Raw genomic sequence first — 17,073 nt, forward strand, 5'->3', positions numbered from 1 at the left:
CAATGACGATGATGGTTCCGACTGAAATCGTCACCCGCGAATGGACCCAGGACAGTGGTCAGGCCGAAGGCCAGATCGACTGATCGAAAGCCCTTGAGCATAAGCTCGACTCGCAGGCATTAAATTGTTGCGTGCGCGAATACTGCCTACGCAATCCCAAAGTGACGAATGCCCGGTTTCCAGGTCTCGGCATGGAATAAGCACGGCGATCGCCTAGAGCTATGGGCCGAAAGGCAGCTTGAACTGAATTAAATTCGTAACGCCTATGCTCGCCAAGGGAAGAGATAGCGCTCGGATGACAGGCTGTTCGAGCACGGGACTGAAGGCGCCGCCGCGCATGCGTTCGACGCGCTCGCGGAGCGTATCGAGCTGGGGAGCCGACCAGTCCTTTGTCCTGCCGTCGCCCATGCCGCAGTAGCCCTTGCCACTGTCGGCCTTAGCTCGGATGTCGACGTCGGAAATGTGATTGCGCGTTTCCGTGCGCGCCTTTTCGGCGGCGCGCCGAAAAGCCCAGACGCAGCAGAAGACGGCCAGGAGCCCGGCCGCCTCCGCTGCAAAGACGAGGCCGCTGACGGGATAAGGAGCAAACACGCCGCTCTGCGCGAGTATCACGATAGCGATCACGAAGAAGGGATAATAGACGAGCGCGTTGACGCATTCGGTTCGCCGCTGGATGAAGACGAGATCGATCCAATCGTTCAGAATGCGGTCCGGCGTGGAGCTGCCGACCTCGCTTGTCTTCGAAACCTCACCTGCCGATTTTCCGAGCTTTTTCTCAAACAGCGCCACAGTCGATTGCGGCCACTGCGTGCGGCCTCGCGCGAGCTCCCAGATGAAGCTCAGACAGAGAAAAGTCGCGTCGAAGACGATAAAGATGAGCATGGAAATGAAGAACGCCTCGGCGAGAACGCCGAAGGTCGAGGCAGTTCTCGCGAGATCGCCGCGGATCGGAGGCCTCGGCGCGCCGAGTAACGTCACCAGCACGAAGAGGGTGAGAGTGAGAATGGCGCTGGCGACCCCGCTGCGTAGAAGTCGGGCCTTCCGACGACCCTGGACCACATAGGTCTCCCAGGCCTTTGCTACCTCATACGGAAGCTCGTCGAGTTTCTCTTTCGATTTTTTGTCGTCGTCCGTGTCGCCTGCGGATTTGTCAGAAGTCATGAAGGCGCGCATGAAGGCGCGGAGGAAGTCCAGCCACAGCATCCAAGGCCAGATCTGAGTCTTCGTCTTCGCCGTATCGATTTTCGTCTCTGCCTGTTTCACCTCCAATTCCGATAGACGGTAAAAAAATATTCTTTTGAAGTTCATCCAGCCGCTATTCTGCTTTGTCCTCTCCTCTTCGGTTTCGATCAGCTTTTTGCGTTCGGGCAACCTCATATGCGTCGCGATTTCGTCGATATTGGCGTCGAGTTCCGCGCCGGCGCGCGCGATCAGCCGAATGGAAACGAGCACGGCGAGGAAGGCGATCACCACTGACGGCCAAGTGCTGACGCCTTGGAAGAAGGCGATTCGCTCGCCGGCGCCGTCCTCCGTCACAGCGCGCGCGAAAGACTCCCAGAACAATGCGACGAGGCCCCACAAAATGAGCAGCGTCCCGAGCCAAGCGAAGTCGATGGAATATTGATCCGGCTTGCCCCAATTGCGAAATCGCTCGCGGCGGATATAGGCGTAGACGAGAATGGCGGCTCCCGCCGATCCGAGCAGGATCGCCAAGCCGATCTGCGCCGGGACTCCAATCGCGGGATAGAGCCGCTGCGCGTCCGGCTGGATGTTGTCGCAGGACAGGAGATGGTCGCCGTCGCAGGGAGCCCGCTTCGTCTCATAATCGGTCCTATGGCGCGGAAGCGGCAGGATGTCGCCCGTTCTCGCAACTTCGAAAATCTGCGCTTCTGAAAACCAGTCCGCGATGTGGCCCGCGTCATGATCCAACGGGACTGTCGAATCCAACGAGACTGTCGAGCCGCGATCGAGCGCGAGCATCGCGGCGCTCGGCGCTGCGGTCGAAGCCGTGCTCGCCGGAATAGACTTGTTTGCACGGCCCTGGCGGCTCTTCGGACTCGCGGCCTCGCCCAGGCCTCGCGGCTCCTGACGATGCTCGCTTTCACGCCGCGCATTGGCCTTAGCCCGCGAAATGTCCTCGACCTTCGCTTCCGCGACGACGAGTTGCGCCGCTAAAAAGGCCGCGGTCTGGTAGACGCTGCGAAAAGGCGCGATCTGGCCCTGAAGACGTTCGTCGAGCTCCGGCCCGAAACTGGAGGCGACGAGAAGATTGCGCGTCCATTCGAGCTCGCTTCTCGTCATGAAGATCGTGTCGAAATCCGTCGTGAAGAACTGTGCGTTGGGGAACGCCGGCTTCAGCGCGCGAAGCACGAGAAGCTTGTCGAAGGCCTCGCTACCGAGCACGCCGATCGCCCTTATGCCTTCCTTACCCCGCTCGCGTAGCCCGTCGTCTATCCTGCGCAGCTTGTCGGCGATGCGGCGCAGATAATCGAACTGGCTCTGGCCATAAGGCAGATCGAGGGCGCGAGGATCGATCTGCGTCTTGGCGGTGTCTCTGTCTTTCGCATGCGACGGCGCGCCTTCGTCCTTGCGCTCGCCGCCAGTCTCGGATTTCGGACCGGCGCCGTCCAATCCGCGCAAATAGCCGAGCCTGTGCACGAAGGGCTCGCGGCAGCAGTCGCGGCGGTCGCCGATTCCCTTCGTGAGACGACGCTTGAACGTTTCCGCCAGACTCTGGCCGTAGATCGTGTCCAATTCGGCGATGAGCGCGACATGCTGGCGATCGCCGGGGGCAACGCCCCGCCTGTCCAATTCGTCGAGGACGACCTCGGCGAGCTTGTCGTCCGACGCGATCGCCCGACGGAGTATGACATTCCTCGGCTGAGGAACCTCTTCGCCGCGTTTTTCAGCGGTCACTCCGTAGGAGACGATCTGCAAGGGCTCGGGCTCCGGGGCGTGAACGCTCTCGTCGTTTATCCTGGCGAGCGTGCCAGAGGTTTGGGGTCCAATCATGAAGAGCTGCGCGTCTCGCGGTATCGCGACCGACCTCCGAAGCGCGGCGAGCTTCTCGAAAGGCGCGCTGGCGACCACGTCTTCGTTCAACCACAGGAGCGTGACCTTCTTGCGCACCGATGGATCGAATGAGCCTTCGGCGCTCTGGAGCTCGAACTGCTCGTAGGGGATGACGCAAGGTAGCCGGTCATTCTGCGTATCGTCAGTAGCTGCGGGGATGAAATAGCTCAGATGTCCAGGGTCGATCGGCCGAAACCCGGCTCGATCCAGACCCGCGAAAACGGCGTAGCGTAACCGACGGCGATACTCCCCGTCGTCATAATTGGGCCCGCCAGACACTGTCACGGCGATCGGAATGGTCCCCTGAATGGTAGATTGGATGCAGTTCGGTGGTCCGGAATTGACATTCCTGTCGCAGGCGTCCTGCTTGCCGTCGGCTTTCGCCTTTGTCGCTTGCGCGACCGCGGCGAAGGGGTCTTGCCATAATCTCGCATCCACTTGCGGGCCAGCCTCGCGGACGACCGATTCAGTCGATGTCGGACGCGAAGGCAGGAGCGGCGCTTCACGATAGAAGAAGGCCGCACCTGTCATCACCAGAGCGGCGACAATCATGCTGTTGCCGGCGAGAGCGCCGCCCTGCGGCTTGCTTTCGTTCTCGGTCATGAGCGAACTCCGACCTTCGGTACCGCGACGCTGGCCAGATAATTCGCTCTCTCTGGTTGTCGAGCCCCGTCGACCCTCTATCAGAGACGCGGCAGAGGATTTCGGTCACTTCTGTTGCTGGTGGAATCGGCACCAACACAGCGTCCAAAACCTCAAGATTTATGTTCTTTTGCGCAGTCGCCGGAGCAAATCGCTCCAACCGCTGCTGAATGGTCTGAAGCCATGTGTGGACCCAATATGGGTCGAGTTGTGCGGTCGGAGTTAAGCCTACCACGCTGTCCGGAAAGCAACACGGGAACGTTGTTATAGCGGTTTTAGCGATGTTCGCGGCAATCGTTATGCAAAGCGTTCCAGCAGGCCAAATTCTGCTCTGCGCAACACCCATTTCGCTGTATGTCTGATGAAACGATTGGATATAATCATCAGCGTTGGCGACAATGCCCGTTTGTAGAAAAGGCATCACCCCACCGTATAACCGCTTGTCATCTCGCGGCCGATGTCGAGATTTGCCGCGCCCAAAATCACCAAGCTCACTCAATTTCCCCCAGACCCAACTATCTGGCAAGTCGGGCAGATTCTGCGTATCCAGCACCGTCGAATTGGATACGCGCCTGGAACGGCCTTTTGTGAAAACATGCGTCGTGCGCTCAGCGTGGATGCGAGCGAGCAAGTCACGGCCGGTTTCGGTTGCCTTGTTCGCCTCGCGCCAATCCTTCGTCAGCTCACCGGTAACGGCGGCTTTGAGGAGCGCGCGGCGAAACAGATCGAGACCCTTGCGCGCCTCGCGCAACGCCGCTTCGCCATCGGCGATCTCGGCGAACAATTCGTCGATCCGCGCCACGATGCGCCGCTGCTCGGCGAGCGGGAAGTCCGCATCCCGCAAATAATCAACGGGCACTCGTAATTGACCCGCCGATCCGCTCATATTTCGTTTAGCGCGCCCCCGAAAAGCGCGGCTGACCAACCAGTACCAGAGGTAGCGCTGTTCGACAGCTTTCGGACGAAAGACGTGAAACTCGGTCGAGCCTGCGGCATACCCCGAAGGCACCCCCGTCACGGGCGCCACCTTACCGTTCTCCATGCAGGGTGTGATCTTCGCGAAGATCACATCACCTTCCATGAAACGGACGTAGCCCTTCGCAACTTCATTGACGGGCCGACGGATAGAGAGGTCGATCTGGCCTGTCTCTTCTGATACGGCCGCCATAGGCACGAAGCGGATCGACTCCGTTCCTGAGAGGCAGTCGAGGCTCGTGGTCGGGTTAATGTTGGCTATCTCCGCACACTTGGCCCACACCCATCCTTCCGGCAGCTCCCACGGCCCATCCGCGCACGTCACATCGCCGCCCGTGCCTCCCGCCTTCGCCTCCACGAGCGTCATGCCGCCCAATCCGTCACCAGCAGCCCCGGCACGCGCTCGAACTCGCGACGGTTGAGCGTCACCAGCGCCGCGCCGCGCCGCCGCGCCTGCGCCGCGACGAGATAGTCGAAAGGGCCGATCGGCGTCCCCTGCCGTTCGAGGAACGCCCTTATGTCCGCCGCTTCGCGCGCATCCTCGGCGTCGAACGCCGGCTGACCGATCCCGGCGGACAAGAAGCCCTCGAGGAGGGCGCGCGCCTGTTCCGCTCTGTCGCTCTTGACGATTCCATAATCGAGCTCGAACAGCACGATCGCGGGGACGATGAGCGCCGTTCCCGCCCTCAGCTCATTCTCGAGCCTCGCGGCGATCCAGGGCTTCCGCTTGTTCAAGGCGAAGATGACGATGTTGGTGTCGAGACAAAACATCGTCCGCGTCAATCGAATGAAATCGAGTCGTCGGGCTCGAGCGGCGGATCGTCGGGCAGGCCGTCCGGCAAGAAATCTCTCGCGCCCAAGGCGTCGAGCCGCGTGCGCCAGGCCTCCACGTCGAACGGCTCCTTTTTCAAAGGCTCCAAGATCACCTTGTCGCCCACCTTGCTGACGCGCACCTCTTTCCCCTCGAAGCGGAACTCCTTGGGCAGGCGCACGGCCTGGCTGCGGCCATGCATGAACAGCTTGGCGGTCGCTTTCCCTTCGACGGGCTTGCCGGCGCTCGCGGTCATCTCGCGTCTCGGTTGAATGTTATCTATCTGTGATAGATATCATGCGACCGGCGCATCGGTCAATTCGTCGAGAAGCGCAGGCAGGCGGGCACCGAACAAAGCGCGCGCCCGGACGATTCCGCCGCGGGCGGCGAAGTCCGGCGCATCCATGACGTCCTGCTGCCTGATCTCGATATTTACCGCAAGATGATCGCGGATCGCTGTGAGCCATTCCCTCTGCTCGTCGCTATAGAGGCGGCCCGCCTTCTCCTCGCGGCCGAGCCACAGGTTGTCGCCATCGATCGCAAGACGGCGCGCTACACGTCGACGCGCCCGGCCGACGCCGAGCTTCGAGCCGAGCTGCGCGATCTCGCCAACGCGCGCCGTCGCGTCGGGATGCGAATGAATTCGCCATCGTCGACGACACGCCCGAGCAGGCCGCGCGCCAGCAAGAAATCATCCGGCAGCGCATGGGCGGCCTCGCCCGCCAGGGCGCCATGGACCCGGCCGACGGCCTCGATCTGTAGGAGGCCATGATGCGCGACCGCCTCAATGTTTCGCTTCCCGTGGAGATGATCGCGAGGATCAACGAACTCGCCGCGCAGAAACGTCTGACGCGTTCCGCCATCGTCGAGGCTGCGGTCGGGTCCTTCCTGTCGCCCGACGGCGCGGATCGCATGGAGGCTGCCTTCACCCGCCGCCTCGACAGGTTGACCCGCCAAGTTCAACGCCTCGAACGCAACAGCGGGCTCTCGACTGAAGCGCTCGCGCTGTTCGTTCGGTTCTGGCTGACCGTCACGCCGCCCTTGCCGCCAGAGGCGCAGGCGAGCGCCCAGGTGAAAGGGCGCGAACGCTACGAGGGCTTCATCGAGGCGCTGGGGCGACGACTCAATCAGGGACGGACCTTATTGGACGAGATTCCGAGAGACATGTTCCGGGGAAACCAAGCAGACGAGAACGCCACCGACTCGCACGAATAGAAAGCAAGTATTTTTTCGCCAGGCTAATGTGATCGGGGCGAGGGATCAGCGGACAACATCAGGACCGGCGGGCGCTTTGCGGCCACCATAGGCCGAAGACATGACCGCGCTCGCGAACCATAGCAATGCTTTCAAAGTCGCCTCGACGCGAAGGCGCCGTCCAGACATGACATCGCCCTGCCAATCAACAGACGCGCCGGATTGCCAATTTGCGCCAAATCATTAAAATGACAAAGTCCATCGATTTACTACTGAAATCCTGGTGCGCCGTATCGAAAGCGGCGTCCGGGAACAGGCCGACAGCGCCGAGCGGGCACCGGGAAAGCAGGCTTCTGCAAAACCTCACCATGCGGGGCTCATCGCTACAACGAAATGGCCTGCGCCGCTGCTGAATCACATCGCCATGAAACGGGAGGCATGTGCTTGACGGATCGCACTTCATTCCATATCTCGAAGGCGAAATTGGCGGCGACAGATCCGGAGTCGGCTCGGTGGGAGCTGCGCAAGGCTTGATGCTCGCCCTTGCCGGAAATACGGCTTCTGCCTCGTGGTTCGAGCGGCATGAAGGGCCGACGTTCCTGGTTGCGGCAGTGATCTACGCCAGCTGGATACTGCTGCTCGCTTCTCATGAGTACGTTCCTTGGTGGATCACGGCTCCGCTGGCAGGCTACATCGTGCAGTGGCATTCCTCTTTGCAACACGAAGCAATTCACGGCATGCGCGGGATACCGAAGTGGCTACGTCGCGCGCTCGTCTGGGCGCCGATCGGTGTGTGGTATCCCTTCGAACTCTATCGGAGATCGCATTCACAGCATCATCGCAACCGCCATATCACCTATCCAAGGGAGGATCCAGAATCTTACTATAGCAAGGAAGAGGACTGGAAAGAGCGTAGCGATCTGTGGAGGTGGCTTCTCACAGTCAATCAGACCTTCTTGGGAAGGCTGCTTATCGGTCCTTTCCTGCAAACGTCGCGCCTTTTTATCGAGGAAGTCGGCAAAATGATCGCCGGCGACACTGCAAATGCCGGCATATGGCTTCGCCACTGCATCGGCTTAGCCTTGATGCTGCTGCTCGTGATGCGCGTATTCGAGATGTCCGTTTGGTCGTACCTTGTAGAGTTCGTCTACAGTGGTTTTGTTTTTGGCATGACGCGCAGCTTCACCGAGCACCGCTGGGGTGAGCGGCCGAGCGAACGCACTGCAGTCGTCGAATCGAATTGGGTGTTCGGTCTTCTGTTTCTGTGGAACAACCTCCACGCCGTTCACCATCTTTTCCCGACGTTATCCTGGTGGAAATTACCTCGTGTCTGGCGCCAGCATCGTGAACGCATTCAGGCGCACAACGGCGGCTTCGTGTTTCGAGGTTATGGTGAGATCGCTCGGCGATGGCTCACCACGCCGAATTTCATCCCGATCCATCCGCCTGGCCTCGCCAGCAAGAATTCATTGTCTGATGCGGCTATGCTCGAGCCCGGTTATGCAACGCAGCCGCGCATCACGTTGGGTACGCATGCGACATGATGCAGCACGTCCGTCGCGGCGGACGGCCAGCCTGCCGATGTACTGTCTTCCCGAGATGGCCGCCGCTAATGCCGCCCTCTGGACGGCCTTGCAACTCGGGCTTTGCGCCAAGGGCGTCGAAACCGCCGACATCGAGTTGTATAGCGGCGGATGTGCGACTCCGGAGGGCGTCGGGCCGGAGGTATTCTTTACCCAGATGTGCGGCTATCCGCTGTTCAAGCATTACCGCGATAAGGGACGCGTTCTTGAAACACCGCATTACTCGACCCCTGGATGCGTTGGATCCACTCATCGCGCCTTCTTCATGGTCAGAAGCGATGATCCCGCCGAATGCCTGGAAGATATGCGCGGGCGGATATTCGGGTGCAACAGCTTAATGTCGAACTCCGGTATGAACTTGCCGCGACTGTCGCTCGCGCGGATTGCTGGCGGAAAGCCCTTCTTTTCCTCCGTCGTCATGACCGGTGGGCATGTCGCGAGTCTCGAACGCCTCGACGAGAGCAGCATCGATATCTGCTCGATCGACAATGTGACGTGGGGATTTTTCAAGAAGTTCCGCCCCGTCGCCTCCGAACGATACCGGATACTCGGCGAGACCGTAGCCAGCCCGTCATTGCCATTTGTGACTGCAATGAACACGAGCGAATCCGATGCGGCGGCTATTGCCGAGACATTGCATGAGATCATGGACGATCCACAGACGGCCGACATACGCGGAGCGTTGGAACTCGCTGGCCTTTCCACGCCCGATGTCGACGCCTACGAACGTCTGACGGAATTCGAGCGCGAAGCCGCCGATCTCGGCTTTCCCGAGATAAAATAAGCAAAAGTAGCCGAATTTTGAGCGAAGATCTTGCGCGCATGAAGCAGGGCCATTTTCGCTCCCCTACTGCATCAGGCCGGCGAAAAGCGCTCGCTGAAGATGCGGTCCTGAGGGACGCCTCCCGCGAGAGCGACGGCCTCCGTCGCCTCGATGAGCGCCGGCGGTCCGCAGACATAAATGTCGGGCCGCGTGGAGCTGTCGGCGAGGGCGGCGGCGAGCGCTTCCGCCGGCGTTCCGGCAAAGCCGGACCAATCCGGCCCCGGCCTCCAGACGCAGAGCATCGCGTCGAAGCCGGGTAGCGACTTCGATAACTCTTCCACCGCATCGGTCGCGAACAGTTCGTCCTGCGTGTTGACGCCGAAAAACAGGCGCGCCTCGCGCGCGTCGCCGAATTCGGCCATTTGACGCAGCATGGACAATATCGGTGCAACCCCCGTGCCGCCGGCGACGAACCAACGCGGCGCGTGGCTGGCCTCGTCGATGACGAAGCTGCCTTGCGGGCCTCTGACGCAAAGCGCGTCGCCGATTTCGGCCCGGCCCCGGAGATAGGCCGAGAATGCCCCCTGCGGATGCAGCCGAATCGAGAACTCCAGCGTTCCCTCCCAATTGGGCGTATTGGCGAGCGAATAAGCGCGGGTGATCGACGTTCCCGGAAGCGTGAGCTCCATGAATTGCCCGGGAATGAACTCCGCCGCCCGTCCATACGTGGGATCGTCCTCGTGCCGAAGAACGAGCCGAACGGCGCCGGCGCCCGCGGGCCCGACCTCCGTAATGCGGGCGCGGCGCTCGGGAATGTGAGAAAAGCCGATGACGGCTTTGTCGAACGGCGCTGTCAGCTCGAGATCGCTATGCGCCGCGGCGCGACACAACAGAATGTCGCCGGCGGCGCGGTCGGCGTCGGTGAGCGCCGACCGGCTGTAAGACCCGAGCGCCACGACGCCCGCCTTGCGCGTCACGCGGCAGGTTCCACAGCCGCCTTCGCGGCAGGCGGCCGGTAGAAAAATATTCGCCTTCGCGGCCGCGTCGAGCAGCGTATCGGAGGGATCGGCGTCGAAAGCGAGCGACGCGCCATCGCGCGTGACCAGATTGACCTTGAACATGCGGGAGATCCGATGTGGGATTTCGCTTCGCCCGGGCGTCTCTCGACGCCCGGGCGCGAGGCAACGCTCGAACGTCACGCCGCCCGCGCGAGCGAAGCTTCGATATCGGCCTTGGCGTCCGTGATCGGCAGCACGCCGAATTTCTCGACCAGAACATCGACCAGCGCCGGCGTCAGGAAGGCCGGCAGCGTCGGTCCGAGCCGCACATTGCGCACGCCCAGCGCCAGCAGCGTCAGCAGCACGGCGGCGGCCTTCTGCTCGAACCAGGAAACGATCAACGACAATGGCAATTGGTTCACGCCCACGCCGAAGGCCTCGGCGAGCTTGGTCGCGACGACGAGAGCCGAATAGGCGTCGTTGCACTGGCCCATGTCGAGGAGGCGCGGCAAGCCGCCGATCGTTCCGAAATCATGTCGATTGAAGCGATATTTGCCGCAGCCGAGCGTCAGCACCACCGTGTCCTGCGGCGCATGCTCGGCGAAGTCGGTATAGTAGTTGCGCCCCGGCGCCGCGCCGTCGCAGCCGCCGACCAGGAAGAAGTGGCGGATCGCCCCCGCCTTCACCGCCTCGATCACCTTGTCGGCGACGCCGAGCACCGTGTCGCGGCCAAATCCGATGGTGATGGTCTCCTCGGGGACGTCTTCGGCGAAGCCCGGCAGAGCGGCGGCGGCTTGCGCGACGATGGAGAAATCGCCGTTCTCGATATGCCGAATTCCCGGCCAGCCGACCGGCCCGGCGGTGAAAATGCGGCCGCGATAGCGCGGTTGCGGCTCGATCAAGCAATTGGACGTCATGACGATCGGGCCGGGAAACTCGGCGAACTCCCTTTGCTGATCCTGCCAGGCCCCGCCGTAATTGCCGGCGAGATGCGGATAGGCCTTGAGCTTGGGATAGGAGTGCGCCGGCAGCAGTTCGCCATGCGTATAGACGTCGATTCCCTTGTCCTTGGTGGCTTCGAGAATGGCGCAGAGATCTTTCATGTCGTGGCCGGAAACGAGCACCGCCTTTCCCTTTCGGGGCGTCACGCGGACCCGCGTCGGCTCGGGCGTTCCGAAATGGCCGGTGTTCGCGGCGTCGAGCGCCTCCATGGCGACGAAATTGGCGCGGCCGAGCGCCAGAGCTTCTTCGAGCAGCGGGCCGATTTCCTCGGGCCCGCTGGCGAGGAGATCGAGCGCGTGCTCGATCTCCTCGTAGATGGCGTCCCGCTCCTCGCCGAGCACCTCGGCGTGATGCGCATAGGCGCAGACGCCCTTCAGTCCATAGAGGACCAATGATCGAAGCCCGACGACATCCTCGCCGAGCGCCGCCGCGTCCTTCTTTACCGAGGCCTCGGCTGCCTGGGCGACGAGCCCGTTCAGCTCGGCGGCTGGGATAAAAGCGGCGGCGCCCGCCGGGGCTTCAGGCGCCTTTCCGGCTCTTGCCGCAGCGGCTTCGTAGAGCGCCTGGACGCGTTTCTTGATTTCGCCTGCCTGTTGGATCAGGAGCACAAATTTTGATGCATTGAAATTGACGTTGGTCAGCGTGGTGAAGAAGGCATAGAGCACGAAGCGATCAGCCTCGACGTCCGTCGCGCCGAGCGCGCGGGCGCGATGCAGATATTGGCCGATCCCTTCGCAGACATGCAGCAGCACGTCCTGCAAATCCGAAGTCGCGGCGGCCTTGCCGCACATGCCCTTCGACCCGGCGCAGCCTGCGCCCTCGTCCGAATGATAGGTCTGCTCGCATTGATAACAGAACATCTGCGCGTCCTCCGGCCTTTCGATGCCGATCGAGCGCTCCGGGCTCGGGGCACTAAATCAGTATATCAGTTACCTATTAATCGGCGCGCGCGTCAAGAAGCCTTCCAAAGAGCCTCGCCGTCTTTCGGGACGCCCGCCGTTTCTATTCGGCGAGATCGGGAATCGAGGCAGCTTCCGTCTTTTCAAGACAGTCGCTGATGGTGAAGCGATCGAGCTCCCGCAGAAAACCTTGCTGTGCGTTCGCCAGCATGCCCTTCAGCCGGCAGCGCGGCAAAAGCGCGCAGTCATTCCACCCGTCGCGAAAACAGTCGACGAGCGCCTGATCCTTGTCGAGGCTGCGCACGACGTCCCCGATGCGGATGTCGCGCGGGTCCTTGGCAAGACGAACGCCGCCCTGTGCGCCGCGGATTCCCTCGACATAGCCGGAAGCGGCGAGCTCCTGCAGCACTTTCGCCATGTGGTGCCGCGACACGCTGAAATAGTCGGCGATCGTCGCCGCGCTCAACACCTCGTCCTTCCGGCTGCCCAGAAGGATCAATGCCCGCAGGCCGAAGTCGGTGAAGGTCGTAAGTTTCATGGAACGGATTTTAACACGGTATCAGAAATTCGTAAATTCGAGCAGCAGCGCGCCAAAATCGAGGCCACGCCCAAGAGTGGAATGCTTTCAACGCTCTCCAGTTCGCCGTCGTCGTTTCAAATCGATTCAGCCTATGCGGGGCCCATAAGGCCGAGCTTCGCGAAAGAAAAGGTCGAGATCGAGCCACGCTTCGCCGAGATCGACGCGGACTGATGGAAGGGTCTTCGCACAGAGAGAGCTGCCTCGCGAATACGAGCAAGTATTTTTTCGCTGGACTACGACCGACTGCTACGAGGACCGAAGTCTTGTTGATTACGCCGGTTCTTTGCCTTTTCTAATCATCCCCGCAGCCGTTCGCCTTCGCGCGATCGACTGAAGCGGGGGCGGATTTGGTGGCTTCTCCTCTCCATTCACAGGCTCACGCGCGCGGCGCGCGCATGCTGCGCACCGCGCTGGGACCAGCCGTCGCGAGCTTTCTCGAAGACCCTTCCGTCCTCGAGGTCATGCTCAATCCGGACGGCAGGCTCTGGATCGACAGATTGTCGAGCGGTCTCGAGGACAGCGGTTGCAGAATGTCGATGGCCGACGGCGAGCGCATCGTGCGGCTCGTCGCCCATCATGTCGGCACCGAGGTGCATCCGGGCTCGCCGCGTGTCTCGGCGGAATTGCCCGAGACAGGAGAGAGGTTCGAAGGACTGCTTCCTCCCGTCGTGGCGGCGCCCGCCTTCGCGATCCGCAAACCGGCCGTCGCGGTGTTCACGCTCGGCTACCGGCGACTGTTCGTCTTGCTCCGGCAGCAGGGCGAGCGTTCGGGCAAGAACCGCATCTATCGGCTCTACCGCGAGGAAGGGCTGACGGTGAGGAAGCGCCGCGCGCGCCGCCGCGCCGTGGGAACACGGGCGCCGATTCTCGTCGAGGCGAAGCCGAATGCCCGATGGTCTCTCGACTTCGTGCACGACCAGTTCGCCAGCGGCCGACGATTCCGCACGCGAGAGAGAAGATCCGCTCTTGGATTCATGATTATAACCACCGGCGCCCGCACTCTTCCCTCGGCTATGCGACGCCGGCGGACTATGCGGCCGCGCTCACCGCGACAGGCGATCGGCTGCGCAACCCGGACCAGCTCCGCCGATCGCCTGTTGCTCACCCTACGCCCGCGGGCGTATCTACCGCCGGGACTCAACTCGCCGCTGGATGAAACTTCGGGGGCACGTCAATTCGAGGAATGACCGATTAGCCGAAAACCGCGGTTTCAGTCGCGAATTACAGATCTATTTTATAGTGTGAAAACAAATATTTATTAGAAGTAGAAAAAATCGTAGCAAGCCACTCCGGGCGGCATTATCCCGTTACAGACGGGCGCCTTCGTCGGAATCCGCACGCGGCCAGCGTCGGCCTTGCGCTCATCGATCGGGGGCTTGAAAACCGAGAGGCTCTTCGGTGCTGCGCGTGGCTCGTCCTCAGCGCGCCCCGCCCCAACCGCAGCCACGCCAGGTCGCTCGCATCGAATTCATAGGCGTTTCGCCGGTTCTGCCTCACTCCCTTTTGGCACGGCTGCCGAAAAGACAAGCTTGAAAGTCGCGCCCCCGCCTCTGGTGTCGCCGACGCCGACTCGGCCGCCGAGACGCGTCATCAACTCTCTCGCGATCGGCAAGCCCAGTCCGGCGCCCGGCGTCGATCCGTTCTTGCGCCAGAAAGGCTCGAAAATGAGGTCGCGATCCGCCTCGGCGATCCCTTCGCCGTGGTCGATCACTTCAACCGTCGCGTCGACGCCGACACGGACGATCACTGTTCCGCCGTCGGGTTCGGCGCGAAGCGCATTGTCGAGGAGATTGGAGACCACGGACTCGATGGCCGAATGGTTTCCGCGGACATAGACTGCGGACTCGGGAGCCTCGAATTCGATCTGACGCCCCTTCTGAAGGGCAAGCAGCAGCGCATCGGCCGCGACGCGCCGGCTCGACGCCACGAGATCGACCTCATCGACGGCGTCCGCGGGGCGTTCCGAAAGGCGGGTCGTGGCGAGCAATTGCTCGACGATATTGCGAATACGTTGAGCGTCGCTTTGTAGATCGATCAAGAAGCTCGGTTGCTTGGGCGCGTCGAGGCGCGCCGTCAAAATGGCGACAGGAGTGCGTAACTCATGTGCGGCGTTGGCGGTAAATCGGCGCAGCTGTGCGGCCCCTGCGTCGAGGCGCGCCAGCACTTGATTGAAACTGACGACCAGCGGCCGGACCTCAGAGGGTGCCTCGGCGGCGGGAAGACGCTGTTCGAGTGAGTCTACGTCGATCCGCGCGGCCTTGTCGACGACGTCCCGCAGGGGGGCGAGCCCGCGGCGCACCGCGAACCAGCTCGTGCAGATCGAAATCAGAACGGCCGGACCGAAGTAGGCGCTCATCCATTTCGCATCGTCGAAGAGGGAGAGAAATATGTCCTGCCAATGAAAAGCAAAGCCGTGGACGCCGATCGACAGGAGGCCATAGGGCGTCTCGCGCAATTGAAGAATGCCAGTCGGTCGGTCCTGTGGCTCCCGCTCGAGAGAGAATGCAATCCAGCTCGGATGAATGGCGCGGGCGCCCGCCAAAGCCGTCACGAGCTCGGGGGAGGAGCCCGGCAAGGGCCGCATCTCCGCGGGCTCGAACACCGCATATTTCAACCTGGAATTATGCGTCAATTCGTCGCGCAGCGCTTGCGTGGGCTCGACGCGCAACACCCCGTCCGCGCCGCGCGTGACAGCCGCGATGATTAGCGCGCGCGTGCGAGGAAGCGCGACTTCATCCAGGGAGGTCGCGAACCCTTCGAATTTGAGCAGGCCGAGAACGAGCGCGCAACCCCATCCGGCGGCGATCGCGACGAACTGTGCGACCAGGAGATAGAGCGCGACCCGAAACGCCAGCGAACGATCTCGGCTCACTGCGCGCTTTCCCTCAGCATGTAGCCGATGCCGCGCGCGAGGTGAATCGTCACGCAGGCGTCGAAGGATTCGAGCCGCTTGCGCAACCGCCAGACGAGAGTGTCGAGCGTATGAGGCGAGATTTCGACCTGGGAGCCATAAACCTCCTCCAGCAACGCGTCGCGCGCGACGACACGATTGGCGCGCCGCATCAGCGCTTCGAGTAGCGCGAGTTCGCGCCGATGCAAGGACACGGGCCGTCCGCTGATCGTCACCTCGCGTCTGACGAGGTCCATGGCGAGATCGGCGACAGCGAGCGCTGGCTGCGGCTCGGGTCCCGGACGCCTCAGGCAGGCCCTGATCCGAGCGATCAGCTCCGGGCCTCGGAACGGCTTGGCGAGATAGTCGTCGGCTCCGCCCTCGAGTCCGGAGACCGTATCATCCAACGAATCCAGCGCCGTCAACATCATGATTCGTACGCCGGGCCGCAGCCTGCGGAGATCGGCAATGATAGAAAGACCATCGCCGTCGGGCAGGCGACGATCGAGAAGGATCAGATCGTAATCGACCAGAGTGGCGGCTTCGATCGTCTCCTCGAGCAAGCTGCTGCGATCGACGACGAAGCCGGCCCCCGCGACGAGCGAGGCGACGAGTTGTCCCATGTCCAACTCGTCCTCGACCAGGAGAATACGCATGGCGCGACATACTCCGCGTAAAAGAAAGCTGCCTCAATCGGCGGTTGTCCAAAGACGAAACGCGCCGCTCTCGCGCGCGAGCGAAAACTCTACGAGAGATCAATAAGACGCGCAAATAGCGCCCCCATCCCTCGCCCAATAGAGGGCCGACAGGCGGCGGCGGTATCCGCGAATAGCAGCCGGGCGCGTCGTGCGGGCTCGCCTGATCGGCTTTTCGGCGAAAGCACATGATCGGCGTCCTCCTCGATGATGCGCGTTCCTATGGCCGTCTGCGCCCCCGGGCGTCCATGGAAACTGTCGCACCTTCCTCACGTGAACCGACCGCGTGTCACCGATGCCGACAGGTCGATAAATCGTCGATGATCTCAGACTTGAACCTGCACCTGTTGCTCGGAAGCTACAGTGATACGATTTTGGGGCCCATACGTCCGGACGTGAGACTAAGGGGAGCATCTGCGCGTAGTTTGCTTAGCTTATCCGAACGGCGACTCGGCCAGGACGATAAACGAGGTGGGAGTGACGGGCGGTGGCGGCGTCCTGGGGGCAGCACAGACATAGAACACGGTGGCTCCGACCGCTCCTCATCAGCGTAGCGGCGTTGTCCTTCATCCTTCAGAGCCTCGTCGCGTTCGGCGTGGCGTCCAAACACTCGGCGTCGACCGTGATCGACGCGCCGCCGTCATTCCTCTCCTGCGCCGAGCAGAGAACAGGCCATCGTTCGTCGGTCCCCGACCACGACGAGGGAGAGTCCTGCTGTCTGTTCTTCGGCACCTGCAATTGCCACGCGGCCCAGGCAGGGTTCGGGCTAATCGTCGCGTCCCTCGCCGAATGGCCGGAATTTTACCCGACGGGCCAATGTCTGGAAGCCGCCGCTGGCAAGCGTGGCGACCGTCCGATCGGCTGGAAGAGCTCCTGGTCGCCGCGCGCACCGCCCCTTTTCTCCTGAAGCCCCGAGCGGCCGCTGCGCCGCGTCACTCTTTCCATGGCTTTCGCGCGGCCACCTGCGTC

15 protein-coding genes and 1 pseudogene are annotated in these 17,073 nt (G+C 62.1%); 6 read left to right on the forward strand and 10 right to left on the reverse strand.

Annotation, left to right across the window (positions count from 1 at the left end; translation table 11 throughout):
* Nucleotides 1-219 precede the first annotated feature (219 nt).
* Genes AC6IY7_RS02450 through AC6IY7_RS02470 form a run of 5 tightly spaced genes read right to left on the reverse strand, consistent with a single transcriptional unit; the run spans nucleotide 220 to nucleotide 6,143 of the window.
* On the reverse strand, nucleotides 220-3,675 hold the full coding sequence (locus AC6IY7_RS02450) for a hypothetical protein (protein WP_497781428.1): 3,456 nt from the start codon (nucleotides 3,673-3,675) through the stop codon (nucleotides 220-222).
* Entirely contained in the window at nucleotides 3,575-5,056 is a 1,482-nt protein-coding gene (locus AC6IY7_RS02455) for a restriction endonuclease subunit S (protein ID WP_497781429.1), read from the reverse strand. The genes AC6IY7_RS02450 and AC6IY7_RS02455 overlap by 101 nt, the downstream gene beginning before the upstream one ends.
* On the reverse strand, nucleotides 5,053-5,460 hold the full coding sequence (locus AC6IY7_RS02460; protein WP_497781430.1) for a PIN domain-containing protein: 408 nt from the start codon (nucleotides 5,458-5,460) through the stop codon (nucleotides 5,053-5,055). Before AC6IY7_RS02460 ends, AC6IY7_RS02455 begins: the two co-directional genes overlap by 4 nt.
* Before the next feature lie 8 nt (nucleotides 5,461-5,468).
* Nucleotides 5,469-5,756 (reverse strand): antitoxin, encoded by a 288-nt coding sequence (locus AC6IY7_RS02465; RefSeq protein WP_497781431.1) that lies wholly within the window; start codon nucleotides 5,754-5,756, stop codon nucleotides 5,469-5,471.
* 39 nt (nucleotides 5,757-5,795) lie between these two features.
* Nucleotides 5,796-6,143 (reverse strand): type I restriction-modification enzyme R subunit C-terminal domain-containing protein, encoded by a 348-nt coding sequence (locus tag AC6IY7_RS02470; RefSeq protein ID WP_497782763.1) that lies wholly within the window; start codon nucleotides 6,141-6,143, stop codon nucleotides 5,796-5,798.
* 128 nt (nucleotides 6,144-6,271) lie between these two features.
* Here AC6IY7_RS02470 and AC6IY7_RS02475 point away from each other — a divergent pair, with 128 nt between their 5' ends.
* The 3 genes from AC6IY7_RS02475 to AC6IY7_RS02485 all read left to right on the forward strand — a co-directional run bounded on the left by AC6IY7_RS02475 (nucleotide 6,272) and on the right by AC6IY7_RS02485 (nucleotide 9,061).
* Nucleotides 6,272-6,715, forward strand: a complete 444-nt coding sequence (locus tag AC6IY7_RS02475) for a ribbon-helix-helix domain-containing protein (RefSeq protein ID WP_497782764.1) — start codon at nucleotides 6,272-6,274, stop codon at nucleotides 6,713-6,715.
* A 419-nt stretch (nucleotides 6,716-7,134) separates the two neighbouring features.
* Entirely contained in the window at nucleotides 7,135-8,238 is a 1,104-nt protein-coding gene (locus AC6IY7_RS02480) for a fatty acid desaturase (RefSeq protein WP_497781432.1), read from the forward strand.
* Nucleotides 8,195-9,061, forward strand: a complete 867-nt coding sequence (locus AC6IY7_RS02485; RefSeq protein ID WP_497781433.1) for a phosphate/phosphite/phosphonate ABC transporter substrate-binding protein — start codon at nucleotides 8,195-8,197, stop codon at nucleotides 9,059-9,061. The genes AC6IY7_RS02480 and AC6IY7_RS02485 overlap by 44 nt, the downstream gene beginning before the upstream one ends.
* Before the next feature lie 71 nt (nucleotides 9,062-9,132).
* Here AC6IY7_RS02485 and AC6IY7_RS02490 read toward each other — a convergent pair whose 3' ends face one another.
* The 3 genes from AC6IY7_RS02490 to AC6IY7_RS02500 form a co-directional block, all read right to left on the reverse strand.
* Nucleotides 9,133-10,161, reverse strand: coding sequence for a 2Fe-2S iron-sulfur cluster-binding protein (locus AC6IY7_RS02490; protein WP_497781434.1), 1,029 nt, complete (start codon nucleotides 10,159-10,161; stop codon nucleotides 9,133-9,135).
* 74 nt (nucleotides 10,162-10,235) lie between these two features.
* Entirely contained in the window at nucleotides 10,236-11,900 is a 1,665-nt protein-coding gene (gene hcp / locus AC6IY7_RS02495; RefSeq protein WP_497781435.1) for a hydroxylamine reductase, read from the reverse strand.
* 142 nt (nucleotides 11,901-12,042) lie between these two features.
* Entirely contained in the window at nucleotides 12,043-12,477 is a 435-nt protein-coding gene (locus AC6IY7_RS02500) for an Rrf2 family transcriptional regulator (protein ID WP_497781436.1), read from the reverse strand.
* Between the two features lie 437 nt (nucleotides 12,478-12,914).
* Between AC6IY7_RS02500 and AC6IY7_RS02505 the strand changes: the two are divergent.
* Nucleotides 12,915-13,463: pseudogene (locus tag AC6IY7_RS02505) on the forward strand (IS3 family transposase); the annotation flags it as partial.
* A complete protein-coding gene (locus AC6IY7_RS02510) occupies nucleotides 13,412-13,675 on the forward strand; it encodes an integrase core domain-containing protein (protein WP_497782765.1) in 264 nt (87 codons plus the stop codon). The pseudogene AC6IY7_RS02505 and the gene AC6IY7_RS02510, both read left to right, overlap by 52 nt.
* 312 nt (nucleotides 13,676-13,987) lie before the next feature.
* Here AC6IY7_RS02510 and AC6IY7_RS02515 read toward each other — a convergent pair whose 3' ends face one another.
* Nucleotides 13,988-14,974, reverse strand: coding sequence for a sensor histidine kinase (locus AC6IY7_RS02515; protein WP_497781437.1), 987 nt, complete (start codon nucleotides 14,972-14,974; stop codon nucleotides 13,988-13,990).
* A gap of 413 nt (nucleotides 14,975-15,387) precedes the next feature.
* A complete protein-coding gene (locus tag AC6IY7_RS02520) occupies nucleotides 15,388-16,065 on the reverse strand; it encodes a response regulator transcription factor (protein ID WP_497781438.1) in 678 nt (225 codons plus the stop codon).
* A 598-nt stretch (nucleotides 16,066-16,663) separates the two neighbouring features.
* Between AC6IY7_RS02520 and AC6IY7_RS02525 the strand changes: the two genes are divergently transcribed.
* Nucleotides 16,664-17,011 carry a hypothetical protein gene (locus AC6IY7_RS02525; RefSeq protein WP_497781440.1) on the forward strand — a complete coding sequence of 116 codons (348 nt, stop codon included), beginning with the start codon at nucleotides 16,664-16,666 and terminating at the stop codon, nucleotides 17,009-17,011.
* The last annotated feature ends 62 nt before the right edge of the window (nucleotides 17,012-17,073 follow it).

The organism is Methylosinus sp. is20ea, assembly GCF_059718135.1.